The 12,428-nt window shown below is 55.7% G+C and carries 12 protein-coding genes; 4 read left to right on the top strand and 8 right to left on the bottom strand.

Features of this window, described 5'->3' with window-relative positions:
* Positions 1-257 precede the first annotated feature (257 nt).
* The 3 genes from G544_RS0104545 to G544_RS0104535 are packed head-to-tail and all read left to right on the top strand — an operon-like array spanning position 258 to position 3,504.
* Complete coding sequence (locus tag G544_RS0104545) at positions 258-1,535, top strand: nucleoside permease (RefSeq protein ID WP_027273492.1); 1,278 nt, start codon at positions 258-260, stop codon at positions 1,533-1,535.
* Positions 1,532-2,536, top strand: coding sequence for an ADP-ribosylglycohydrolase family protein (locus tag G544_RS0104540; RefSeq protein WP_027273491.1), 1,005 nt, complete (start codon positions 1,532-1,534; stop codon positions 2,534-2,536). Before G544_RS0104545 ends, G544_RS0104540 begins: the two co-directional genes overlap by 4 nt.
* Positions 2,533-3,504, top strand: coding sequence for a PfkB family carbohydrate kinase (locus tag G544_RS0104535; protein WP_027273490.1), 972 nt, complete (start codon positions 2,533-2,535; stop codon positions 3,502-3,504). Before G544_RS0104540 ends, G544_RS0104535 begins: the two co-directional genes overlap by 4 nt.
* On the opposite strand, the gene G544_RS0104530 is transcribed toward G544_RS0104535, so the two are convergent.
* Positions 3,478-4,224 (bottom strand): GntR family transcriptional regulator, encoded by a 747-nt coding sequence (locus tag G544_RS0104530; protein WP_027273489.1) that lies wholly within the window; start codon positions 4,222-4,224, stop codon positions 3,478-3,480. The two genes, G544_RS0104535 and G544_RS0104530, sit on opposite strands and share 27 nt — an antisense overlap.
* A 188-nt stretch (positions 4,225-4,412) precedes the next feature.
* On the opposite strand from G544_RS0104530, the gene argD reads away from it, so the two are divergent.
* A complete protein-coding gene (argD, locus tag G544_RS0104525; protein ID WP_027273488.1) occupies positions 4,413-5,645 on the top strand; it encodes a bifunctional acetylornithine/succinyldiaminopimelate transaminase in 1,233 nt (410 codons plus the stop codon).
* Between the two features lie 55 nt (positions 5,646-5,700).
* On the opposite strand, the gene G544_RS0104520 is transcribed toward argD, so the two are convergent.
* From G544_RS0104520 to G544_RS0104490, 7 genes are all read right to left on the bottom strand, one after another.
* The gene (locus G544_RS0104520; RefSeq protein ID WP_027273487.1) at positions 5,701-6,243 is read right to left on the bottom strand and encodes an NUDIX hydrolase; all 543 of its coding nucleotides are present in this window, start codon (positions 6,241-6,243) and stop codon (positions 5,701-5,703) included.
* A 134-nt stretch (positions 6,244-6,377) separates the two neighbouring features.
* The gene (locus G544_RS0104515; RefSeq protein ID WP_027273486.1) at positions 6,378-8,450 is read right to left on the bottom strand and encodes a YccS/YhfK family putative transporter; all 2,073 of its coding nucleotides are present in this window, start codon (positions 8,448-8,450) and stop codon (positions 6,378-6,380) included.
* Positions 8,451-8,507: 57 nt separating this feature from the next.
* Positions 8,508-9,140, bottom strand: a complete 633-nt coding sequence (crp, locus tag G544_RS0104510) for a cAMP-activated global transcriptional regulator CRP (RefSeq protein ID WP_027273485.1) — start codon at positions 9,138-9,140, stop codon at positions 8,508-8,510.
* A gap of 285 nt (positions 9,141-9,425) precedes the next feature.
* Positions 9,426-10,295, bottom strand: coding sequence for a phosphoribulokinase (locus G544_RS0104505; protein WP_027273484.1), 870 nt, complete (start codon positions 10,293-10,295; stop codon positions 9,426-9,428).
* 78 nt (positions 10,296-10,373) lie between these two features.
* Entirely contained in the window at positions 10,374-11,183 is an 810-nt protein-coding gene (locus G544_RS0104500) for a hypothetical protein (protein ID WP_027273483.1), read from the bottom strand.
* Entirely contained in the window at positions 11,155-11,403 is a 249-nt protein-coding gene (locus G544_RS0104495) for a YheU family protein (RefSeq protein WP_027273482.1), read from the bottom strand. The genes G544_RS0104500 and G544_RS0104495 overlap by 29 nt, the downstream gene beginning before the upstream one ends.
* Positions 11,400-12,380 carry a hydrolase gene (locus tag G544_RS0104490; protein WP_027273481.1) on the bottom strand — a complete coding sequence of 327 codons (981 nt, stop codon included), beginning with the start codon at positions 12,378-12,380 and terminating at the stop codon, positions 11,400-11,402. The genes G544_RS0104495 and G544_RS0104490 overlap by 4 nt, the downstream gene beginning before the upstream one ends.
* Positions 12,381-12,428 lie beyond the last annotated feature (48 nt).

Genomic DNA, 12,428 nt, shown 5'->3' with positions numbered 1-12,428 from the left:
TGGCATGAGGTTTTGGTTATGTGATGCCAGTCACTTTGTATACACTGACGTTTTTTGGATGGTTTGTTGTATAGCCGCCCGCAGAGTAGGCCAGATAAGGCGTCGGAAGGGGGGCGTTTTCATTTTTCTGGGAGATGAAAGCACATATTTTTTAGAAAAGTGTTACTTCGCTCAAATAACAAACACAAAGGTATTTAAAAGGTACTGTTTATTGGTATCTTAAAGGTCTCTAACGGCCTGTCATGAAGGATGTGATTATGAAAACTACAGCAAAGCTGTCGTTCATGATGTTTATTGAATGGTTTATTTGGGGAGCCTGGTTTGTTCCCCTGTGGTTGTTTCTGAATAAAAGTGGCTTTACCGCCGGGGAAATCGGCTGGTCCTATGCCTGTACCGCCATCGCGGCCATCCTGTCGCCTATTTTAGTCGGATCGCTGACCGATCGCTTTTTTGCCGCGCAAAAGGTGCTGGCCGTGCTGATGTTCGTCGGCGCAGTGCTGATGTATCTGGCGGCCCAGCAGACCGAATTTGCCTATTTCTTCCCGCTGCTGTTGGCCTACTCGCTGACCTATATGCCCACCATCGCGCTGACCAACAGCATCGCATTTGCCAACGTGCCGGACGTCGAGCGCGATTTCCCCCGCATTCGCGTCATGGGCACCATAGGCTGGATCGCCTCCGGCATCGTGTGCGGCTTTTTGCCCGAATGGCTCGGGTTTAACGATATTTCCCCGACCAATATTCCGCTTGTCATTACTGCCGCCAGTTCGGCGCTGCTGGGTGCGTTTGCCTTCTGGCTTCCGAATACGCCGCCCAAGAGCACCGGCAAGCTGAGCTTCAAGGTGATGCTAGGGCTGGACGCTATTGTTTTGCTTAAGGACAGGAACTTTCTGGTCTTCTTCATTTGTTCATTCCTGTTTGCGATGCCGCTGGCCTTTTACTATATCTTCGCCAACGGCTTTCTCACCGAAGTGGGAATGAAAAACGCCACCGGCTGGATGACGCTGGGGCAGTTTTCTGAAATCTTTTTCATGCTGGCGCTGCCGTTTTTCACCAAGCGCTTCGGCATCAAGAAAGTGCTGCTGCTCGGCCTTATCACGGCGGCTATCCGCTATGGTTTTTTTGTCTACGGCGACGCCTACCACTACTTCACCTATGCGCTGCTGTTCCTCGGCATTTTGCTGCACGGCGTGAGCTACGATTTTTACTATGTGACCGCCTACATCTACGTGGATAAAAAGGCTCCGGTGTACATGCGTACCGCGGCCCAGGGGCTGATTACGCTGTGCTGTCAGGGATTCGGTAGCCTGCTGGGCTATCGGCTGGGCGGCGTGATGATGGAAAAAATGTTCGCCTATCAGGAACCGGTAAACGGCCTGACGTTTAACTGGGTCGGCATGTGGGGATTCGGCGCCGTGATGATTGCCGTTATCGCCGTACTGTTCATGCTGCTGTTTCGCGAATCGGACAGAGAAATTACCGCCATTGCCGTGGACAACGATGGGGAAAGGCTAAGCACAGAGGAAGCAAAATGAAACAACAACGTATTCTCGGCGCGCTTTACGGTCAGGCTTTAGGAGATTCGATGGGCATGCCGTCGGAGCTTTGGCCGCGCTCACGCGTAAAGGCTCACTTCGGTTGGATAGATCGCTTCCTTCCGGGGCCGGCCGAAAACAGTGCGGCCTGCTACTTTGGGCGGGCGGAATATACCGATGACACTTCCATGGCCTGCTGCCTGATTGACGCCATTATCGAACGCGGCGGTGAAATCGACGCACAGGCTATCGGGCGACACATTCTGGCGTGGGCCGAATCTTTCGACGCGTTTAACAAAAACGTGCTGGGGCCGACGTCGAAAATCGCGCTTAACGCCATTCGCGACGGGGAGCCCGTTGACCGTTTGGAAAACAACGGCGTGACCAATGGCGCGGCCATGCGCGCGTCTCCGCTGGGCTGCCTGCTTCCGACAGGAGATTTAGGAAGCTTTATCGAACAGGTGGCGCTGGCCTCAAGCCCTACCCACAAGTCCGATTTGGCGGTGGCGGGCGCGGTGGCGATAGCCTGGTCGGTGTCCTGCGCGGTTGAGGGGACAAGCTGGTCTGAAATCAGAAATTCACTGCCCTCGGTCGCGCGCCTGGCGCAGGAGGCGCGGGTAACGACGTTTAGCGCATCGCTTTCCGCCCGCATTGAGCTGGCGCTGGAGGTTGCACGCACGGCCGCCGGCATCGAGTCGGGCAGCGAGCGTATTTATCAGCTGATCGGCGCAGGGACCAGCACGATTGAGTCGGTTCCGGCGGCTATCGCCATGGTGGAACTGGCGCAAACGGATCCTAATATCTGCGCGACGCTGTGCGCCAACTTGGGGGGCGATACCGACACTATTGGCGCGATGGCGACGGCCATCTGCGGCGCGCTGCACGGCGTCGGCGCTATTAATCCGGTATGGAAGCAGGAGCTGGACGCCGTCAATCGGCCGCGCTTTGAGCAGTATGCCGAGCAGCTTTTACAGTTCAGACGCTATCGGGAGGCGAAATGAACGTCGATGAGCTGATTGGCGCGTTGGACCAACTTACGGCCCGGCGGCCGGTGACGGTGCTGGGGGCGGTCGTCATCGACGTTATTGCTGACGCCTACGCGCTGCCGTGGCGCGGTTGCGATATCGAGCTTAAACAGCAGGGCGTCAACGTCGGCGGCTGTGCGTTTAACGTCGCGCTGGCGCTCAAACGCCTTGGCGTTGATACGCAGAACGCGCTGCCGCTGGGGCAGGGGGTGTGGGCCGACATTATTCGTAACAGCCTGACCAAGCGGGGTATGCATAGCGCGATTGAAACGGATGAAGGCGATAACGGCTGGTGCCTGGCGCTGGTTGAGCCCGATGGGGAAAGGACGTTTATGTCGTTTAGCGGGGTGGGAAACCAGTGGCGGGAAGCGTGGTTGGCGAAGCTATCCGTTCCACCCCAGAGCCTGATGTATCTTGCCGGCTATCAGCTGGCGTCTCCACGGGGAGACGTACTGGTTAGCTGGCTGGAAGCGCTCTCTCAGGTGACGCCTTTTATCGACTTCGGCCCGAGGATTGCCGATCTTCCCGATGGGCTGATGTCGAGGATTATGGCGCTTAAGCCTATCGTCTCTCTAAATCGTCAGGAAGCGGACATCGCCGCGCGCTCTTTAGGAATATCCGGCGGCGTTCAGGCGTTGGGCGAGGCGTGGCTTGCGCGCTACGGTTCTCCGCTTATCGTCCGTCAGGACAGCGAAGGCGCCTGGTTTTTCGACGTCGAATCGCAGGGGCGGGCTGCACCGTTTAGCGCGGCGGTGGTGGACACCATCGGTGCGGGCGATAGCCATGCGGGCGGCACGCTGGCCGGGCTGGCGGCCGGATGGCCTCTGTCTGATGCGGTCACGCTCGGCAACGCCGTAGCGTCTTTCGTCGTCAGCCGCCGCGGCGGAGACTGTGCGCCGACGCTTGAGGAACTGAAGCTACGCCTCGCAAACGAACGTATATAAATCGCTGCGGCAGTGGCTGATGCTGTATTCTATCGGCCCTCGCTGTCCGTCAAACGCCACCTGCTTGATGACCAGCATCGGTATGTTGTCGTCGGTTTGCATGTGGGCGCGAAATTCGGCGTCCGGCATGCGGGCGCTGACGTAGCTTTTGGTTCTTTGCGGGTGAATGTTCTGGCTGCGGAAGTAGTCGTAGAGCGAAATTCCGATGTCTTCTACGTTGCCGATAAGCCCGACCGGTACGTAGGACTCTTCAATGGATACGGCCTCGTCGTCCACATAGCGGATGCGCTTAAGCAGAAAAACCTCATCGCCGGCAGAAATCGTCAGCCTGTCCGCCACGTCGGCGGGGCACTTTACTACCTGCCTGTTCATCCACAGCGTGCTCGGCTTTTTGCCCAGCAGGGCGACCTGTTGAGAAAAGCCGGGGGCTTCTTTCAGCGAGTATTCAAAGATATTGTTGATTTGGGTGCCATAGCCGCGCGAACGGGTCACGACGCCCTCTTTTTCCAGTGCTTCCATCGCGTTACGGACGGTGATGCGCGAAACGCCGGTAAGCTGGCTCAGGTCCCGCTCGCCGGGAAGAATGTTGCCGTGCTCAAGCGTGCCGTTACGAACGGCGTTCTTTATCGTTTGGGCGAACTTCAGATAAAGCGGTGCGTTGTCGGCTGCCGCCAGACGCTCGTTTAGCTGTTCAATTAATAGGACGTGGGCCTGTTCCATCCGTACCGTTCCTGCAAAGTGATTCTGCAAACATCATACCATTTTCCGCCGTTGTCGTATTCATTCACCTTTGCTTCTCGCCGCCTTTGGTTAAAAATAATTCTGTATTTTTATGTTTAAAAATTGATTTATTATTCATTTTTGATAGTGTTTCACTATTCGTCTAAAAACAGAATGGGACAGACAAAATGGGTGGTGAAAAGGTAATAGATCGGAATACGTTTGATGACGTCATGTTGCCCGTTTATGCACCGGCAGCTTTCGTTCCCGTGAAGGGAAAAGGAAGCCGGGTATGGGATCAGCAGGGGCAGGAGTTTATCGATTTCTCCAGCGGCATTGCGGTTACCGCGCTCGGGCACTGTCACCCTGCGCTGGTTCGCGCGCTGAAAGCGCAGGGCGAGCTAATCTGGCATACCAGCAACCTGTTTACCAATGAGCCCGCTCTGCGGCTGGCGCAGAAGATGATCGACGCGACGTTCGCCGATCGCGTATTTTTCGCCAACTCGGGGGCCGAGGCCAACGAGGCCGCCTTCAAGCTGGCTCGCCGCTACGCTATCGAGCGCCACGGCCCGTACAAGACCAAGATTATTGCCTTCAAGAATGCGTTTCACGGCCGTACGCTGTTTACCGTTTCCGTCGGCGGCCAGGCCAAGTATTCTGACGGCTTTGGGCCTAAGCCGGCGGATATCGTCCACGTACCCTTTAACGATCTGGATGCCGTGAAGGCGGTCATTGACGACCATACCTGCGCGGTGGTGCTTGAGCCGGTTCAGGGCGAGGGCGGCATTACGCCCGTAGACGCGGACTTTTTGCGCGGGGTCCGCGAGCTGTGCGACAAGCATCAGGCGCTGCTGGTGTTTGACGAGGTGCAGTCCGGCATGGGCAGAACCGGTACGCTGTTTACCTACATGCGCTACGGCGTGACGCCGGACATCCTGACGTCGGCGAAGGCGCTGGGCGGCGGCTTCCCGATCAGCGCCATGCTGACTACTAACGCGGTTGCGCAGGTGATGGAGCCCGGCGTGCACGGCACGACCTACGGCGGCAACCCGCTCGCCTGCGCAGTGGCCGAAGCGGCGTTTGACACTATCAACACGCCGGAGGTGCTGTCGGGCGTGCAGGCGCGCTATGAGTTTATCGTCTCCCGATTGGCGGAAATCAACCGGCGCTACGCCGCGTTTGCCGACGTGCGCGGGCTGGGGCTTTTGATCGGCGCGGAGCTTTCGGATGAATATAAAGGCATGGCCAGAGAATTTTTGGCGGCGGCGGTGGACAACGGCCTTATGCTGCTTAACGCCGGGCCTAACGTGCTGCGCTTCGCGCCTTCGCTGGTTATCCCAATGGAAGACCTGAAGCAGGGTATGGATCGCTTTGAAAATGCGGTGAGGCAGATGGTCGACGGCAAAATGGATAAGCCATGATGCCGTAATCAATGAACAGGCTTCCGGTTGACAGGGAAGCCTGTTCTCTTTATTGCTATGAAAACAGCGCGAGGCAGTACTTATAGAGGGCCTTTAGCGACTCGGACGGGAGATATTCATCGTGATACTGTTCATATGTCGGATCGATGCTTTCATCCAGCGTCATGCCGAAAAGGTGGCGCCCAAACTGTTCACAATTTTTTATTTCTTCTCCTTCAAATAAGGCGCTGAGTTTTCCCTTGCTGACTTTTCGTATCCAGGCGAATTCTCCTGCGGTTCCTAAATTAACCCTCCCGTCAAAATGAAAATCGTGGCTGGTATAAACGGAAATATCTTCGCCTGCGGCGCAGTGGATACGCTTTCCTATTTGATTGACAATAATTCTATTTCCCGTTTCTTCTCTTACTTCCCGCCGTATCACTTTTAGTGCGAAGTCTTTTTCGTCGGGGCGGCCATCTTTTTTAGCGTCGGCGGTACCGCCAAAAAGCATGGGGCACCCTCTGGCAAAACCTTGGTTTTTTAAACCTAGCAGGATGAAGTCATCATTTTGGTTGCTTCTGGGATTTGTATCTAAAATGACGTAGTTTTTTGTGCTCATCATAAAACTCCTTGGATTTGTGATAAAAGGTGCCGTGTGATGAGTAAATTTAGAGGGTAGGAGGGCGCCGCCATAGCCGACGTATGGCGTAAAAGAGCGGGAAAGGCTGCCTAGGGCGTTAGGCTTGCCGTTTGCTATTCATCCCGCAGCCTGCGCTTAAGCCAAATACCGTGGTGGGGACGCTGCTGCCACGCCAGCGACGAAATGGTGTGCATGGCCTTCAGGTGCGACAAAATGCGTTCTATGTGCCTTTCCATTGAGGTTTCCGGCATTTCATCATTGGGTTCGGCGATAGCCATCATGCTGGTGTCGCTGCTGGGGCCGTCGTATTCCAGCCGCTGCTGACAGATTTGGATCAGAATTTCACAGGAGTTTAAGTAGCTTTGCGCCAGTTCGGGCGTTAATACGTACTGATCGCGAACGATCACCGTCATGCCGTTAAGATGCTCGACGATAAACTGGCTGTGGGTGATCCAAAGGCGCATGTCCGTCAGGTAGCGAGAGTTGAAGCCTGGCTCCTGCATAGCTTGGTTCAATGCGGTAAACAGCGCGTTGTGGGCCTGATTCATCTTCATCCTTGCGTACGACAGCGCGGTGGCGTCGTCCGTCTGGGCAAACATCTGCCTTAGATGATTTTGATAGGCTTCCAGCGCGCTGTGGGCGTTTTTGCGCAGCTGGCCGCTTTGCCACTGGGGCCATAGCCAGATGGTTCCTGCGAATACCAGCATGCAGCCAATCACCGTATCCACCAGCCGGGAAAGCAGAAACTCCATGCCGCTACCGGCGATAATCTGCAGCGTATATACGGCGGTGATGGTAAAGCCAACGACCGCAATGCCGTAGTATTTTCGTACCGCCAGATAGGCGGCAAGGGTAATCGCCAGCATCAACAGCAGCATGACGTATTCAGGGTACTGTAGCCGCAAGATGAATGCGCCGACGATGATGCCGAACAGCGTACCGAGAGCACGGTGCTGAATACGGATGCGGGTGGCGTTGTAGCCGTTTTGGCTGACCAGCATGACGGTCAGCAGTATCCAGTACGGTTTTGGCAGGTTGAGGACCATGCCAATCGCGCTGCCTGCGGCCAGCGTAACCCCCAGGCGCGCCGCGTTGCGAAGCGCGGCGGACTTCAGCGAACAGTAGCCTTTTAGCGCTCGCCAGAACGGAAGCCGGTTCTGCGACGGCATCAGGCTGCGGTTGTAAAGCGGCCGCTGGTGGCTGAGCAATTGGGCTATGCGGCTGAAGTGGTAATAACAAAACGCGCCGACCGGATTGTCGGGATGCTGATTGGCGATTTTTTCCAGCGCGGCCAGCTCGTGCTCAATAGAAAATGGCTTGGGGCGTCGATGGTAGAGAATATCGTCGGAAAGGGTTCTAAGCTGTCGGCTGATGATCCTGGCGTTGTGGCGGATAACCGCTTCCGCATGGCTTTGCTCTACCAGCCTTTGCACTTCGTCAGGCTGGTGCAGGCTCACCGTGATGTGCTCTTGCAAATCGAGCGCAACCTGAAAGGCCTGCATCAGGCGCTGGTGGCGCGGGTGCTTCAGGTCGGTGATCATATAGAGCTGTTGGTAGATGAGCGTAATGCTGTCCATAACCTGCTGCTGGCGGCTCAGCAGCGGCGGCAGCGCCGTTTCCGGATCGGTGTGCTGAGTCAGCAGGCTGTATTTGGCTTCAAAATAGTCCGCGAGCTGGCGGTAAAGCAGGCTTAGGGACTCCCGCATCGGCTGTTCCTGCCACAGGCGAAACCAGACGTAGGTAAACAGCCCATACCAGAGCGTGCCGATGATGAACAGCGCGGGCGCATACCAAATGGGCATGGTGTCCACCAGGCTTAGGGTGAAGATACCGGCGACCAGCGCGGCGGGCATCAGACGTCCGTGTAGGGGGCTGATTTCCGCGGTCACGCCAAACAGTATCGCCATAATGAACATGCAGGCGGCAAGCGGAATTGAAAGGTCGAGAAACAGCTGCAATAAAAAGCTGCTGCCGGCAAACAGAGCGCCGCCAATGGCTAAACGTTTAAAAAATCGTTTGTGGGGCGTATCCAGACCGCCGATGTTGCAGCAGGCCGGGACCAAAGAAAGCATAAAGCCGGTACGCAGATCGTTTAACAGCCAGAACAGCAGGATAGGTAGGCAGAGAACCAGCGTTTGGCGCAGAGCATAGTTAACTTCAGGATGATAGATAACGCGGCGCCACATACGCTTCCGTAGTAGATAAAGCGGGCGCCACGTTAAAGCGCCCGCCTTGTAGAGTAGTTAACGTGTCCCGTAGACGACGATGGTTTTACCATGCGCCGAAATCAGGTTTTGATCTTCAAGCATCTTCAGGATGCGGCCGACCGTTTCGCGAGAGCAACCGACGATTTGGCCGATTTCCTGACGGGTTATTTTTATCTGCATTCCGTCTGGGTGGGTCATCGCATCGGGCTGTTTAGCCAGGTTCAGCAGGGTTTGAGCAATGCGTCCCGTGACGTCAAGGAAGGCAAGGCTGCCCACTTTCTCTGAGGTGACCTGCAGGCGGCTGGCCATCTGTGCCGACAGGCGCATGAGAATATCGGGATTGACTTGAATCAGCTGGCGAAACTTTTTATAGGATATTTCCGCCACTTCACAGGCGGTTTTCGCTCTTACCCATGCGCTGCGTTCCTGGCCTTCTTCAAACAGGCCAAGCTCACCGATGAAGTCCCCTTGGTTGAGGTAGGAAAGAATCATTTCTTTACCTTCTTCATCCTTAATGAGAACGGCTACGGCTCCTTTGACGATGTAATAAAGCGTCTCCGCCTTCTCTCCTTGATGGATAAGAGTGCTCTTGGATGGGTATTTATGGATATGACAATGAGACAAAAACCATTCAAGAGTCGGGTCTGTTTGCGGTTTGCCGAGAACCATCTGTTGTTATCCTCTTTGTTGTCACTACCTAAAACAGCAAAGCGAGAAGCCTGCCGAAAAAATCCTACTCGCTCGAAACCGCCAGAAAGGCTCGGTGAGCGCTATTATAGCCGATGCGTGAAAGAATAGAGAACGTTTGTATGCATCAGCTTGAGCATAACCTAATTTATGGACTTCTACACCGTAAGCTTTTAACACAGCTTGAGGCAAGAGTCTTGTTCCTCGTTACTAAAATGCGGGGCGTCTGGCGTATTGCAGCGCCATTCGCCTATTTTTACGGCATTATTATTTTAGCGGCTTACCCTGCAAAAGCTGCTGAATCAGCGGGGTAATAATCAGCTCCATCGCCAGCCCGACTTTTCCCCCCGGAATTACCAGCGTATTGGTTTGCGAAATGAACGATCCCTGCAGCATGGCCAGCAGATAGGGGAAGTCTATCCCGCTGAGCCCGCGAAAGTGAATAACCACCAAGCTTTCATCGAGGGTGGGGATGCTTTTGGCCGAAAAGGGGTCCGAGGTGTCTACCGTAGGTACGCGCTGGAAGTTGATGTGCGTGCGGGAAAACTGCGGTGTGATGTAGTTAATGTAGTCGTCCATTGAGCGAACGACGGAATCCAGCACCGCCTCTCGCGAATGCTCGCGCTCGACGGTGTCGCGAATAAGCTTCTGTATCCATTCCAGGTTGACGATAGGCACGACGCCGACCAGCAGGTCTACGTGGCGCGCTACGTCGTGCTTTTCAGTAACGATCCCGCCGTGAAGGCCTTCATAAAACAGCAGATCCGTACCGTCGGGTAGCCCGCTCCAGGGCGTAAAGGTGCCGGGAAGCTGGCGATAGGGAACGGCTTCGTCATAGGTATGCAGGTACTTACGGGTGCGGCCTGAACCGCTTTGGCCGTATTCGGCAAATCCGCTCTCCAGCGCAGCGAAGTCGTTCGCTTCCGGGCCGAAGTAGCTGATGTGGCGCCCCTGCTCTCTGGCCCTGCGGATTTCCGCGTCCATTTCTGGACGGGTGTAGCGGTGATAGGCGTCGCCGTCGATGCGAGCGGCGTTAAGGTTGAGCTGTTGGAAAATTTTCCGAAACGCCTGGCTGGTGGTGGTGGTCCCCGCTCCGCTGGAGCCGGTAACGGCGATGATGGGGTGCGCTGCTGACATAGGCCGAGGTCCTTGCGTTTATTATTGTCGTTTGAGCATAGCCTAGTCGGCGATGCGCGGGAATATGGGTAAGAACGTTTAAGCGTGGTTATCTACATTATTAAATACGCTCGACCATGCGGCGGTTAGCGCAGCATACTCGTCATTGGAAAGCTGCTCGCGCATAGCGAACGCCATCGCTGCATGTAAAAACGCTTTTCTTGCCGCGCGCCACTTGGGCGTAAGCGCCTCTTCCGTTTCTCCGTCTTCGATAATCTGGATAACGGCATCACTACCTTCTTGCTTCTTGGCTTGTAGTTCCAACAATTCGGCAATCAGATGAAATCCTCCATTTACGGGGGAGCTTTCGTCATCATCGCGTCCCATTGCGCTGAGCGTCATCCCGTCCTTGTCGTCATACTGATGTTGCCGGGGAAACGCTAGCTGGCTGTCCCAGAGTACCCAAGCTTTAGTCCATGCAGAGTCGGCGTCGGCGGATAAATTGTTCTGCAATTGCTCGGTCTGCTCAGCCGTTACGGCAGAGATCTGCTGTAGCAATATCACAATGTCTTGGCCGTAGTCGCCAAAAAGCATTGCTAGCGGCAGCGGTTCAAGCAGCCTGATGGCGCTTGCTCGCCAGTAGCCGGGGTTATCAATCAATCCGGACATATCCCCAAGCGTGACGACCTGCGCTCGCCACAGTTGGCCGGGCCAGCAATCGGCAGTCACGATGATGGAGATTATTTTCCGATCGACGATCTCATATGGCGGGCCTTCGTGAGCGTTTTGGATCACTTGGCCCAATGCATAGGGGAGATCGTCTTTTACACTGCCATACCAGTAACCAATTCTTTCGGCTTCTTCGGCAGGTTCCTTTATCTCAGTATTCAGGGGGATATTCCGTTTCATTATTGTCCTTAAACTGCGCTTTCATCATGATATTCACGGTCTCATGCAGTTGCGACCACACCAGCACCGCTTCGCCGCTTTTGAGCAGGCGCTTCACGTCCTCGACCTTCTGCGGTAAAGACTTCTCCTGCTCGCCGTAGTCGGTGCCTTCTCGCAGAACGAAAGACTCAATGATGGCTTCCAGCGTATCGGGATTAACGGACTGCCAGGGAATAATCATGACGTGCTCTCCAGGTAGGGCGACAGCCACTGCGGAATGCGTTTTTCCAACCACATTTCGGGCTTTTTCCAAGTGCCTCCGACAAAGCCTACGTGGCCGCCGTGTTCGGTAAGCTGGTATTCGATATTGCTTGGGAGCCGGGTTGGGTCCGGAATGACTTCCGGCGACATAAAGGGGTCGTCCTTGGCGTGCACGATAAGAAGCGGAACTTTGACGTTGGGCAGCATTGGCAGCGCGCTGCATTGATGATAGTAGTCCAGCGCGTTGGAAAAACCGTGCAGCGGCGCGGTTATCGCATCGTCAAAGGCCTGTAGGGAGCGGATGCCCTTCAACTCTTTTTCCGTCAGCGACACCAGCTGCGGGTAGCGTTTTTGCTTACGCAAAACGCTTTGCTTGAGCTGGCCGAGCAGGTAGCGGTGGTATATGCGCGACGATCCCGTTGCTAAACGCCGCGAACAGGGCGCCAGCATCAGTGGCGCGGAAACGATGACGGCCGCCTGCAGCGGCGCCCGTTCGCCTTCTTCCGCCAGATAACAGGCCAGCATGTTGCCGCCCAGCGAGTAGCCGACGGCGGCGGTTGGCGCATCGCCAAAGCGCTCCCGAAGCCAGCTGAGGAAAAAACGCGCGTCCTGCGTTTCCCCTGAATGATAGGCGCGGGGCGCCAGGTTCGGTTCGCCGCTGCAGCCGCGAAAGTGCATGACGACGCCTAGCCAGCCGAGACGCCGACAGGCTTCCAGCAGTCCGTGCGCATAGGGGCTGTAGAAGTTGCCCTCCAGCCCGTGAAAAATGGCCAGCCGCGGCCTGTGCGCCGCGCCTTCCGGCGCGTCGCTCCACGCCAGATCGACAAAGTCGCCGTCCGGCAGGTCGAGGCGCTGCCAAACCGGGGACAGACTAATGCGGCGGCGAACGAGGCGCGGTAAAAGCGTCTGCAGATGGGGATTAGCGGTTCCACGCAGCGGCTGAAAGTCGGTGTTCATCGTATGATTAAATTTGTCAGGAAGTTATGCGATCAATATCACACCGTG

This window comes from Leminorella grimontii ATCC 33999 = DSM 5078 (assembly GCF_000439085.1).
Taxonomy (GTDB): Bacteria; Pseudomonadota; Gammaproteobacteria; order Enterobacterales; family Enterobacteriaceae; genus Leminorella; species Leminorella grimontii.
This window is presented reverse-complemented; position numbering and strand designations above follow the sequence as displayed.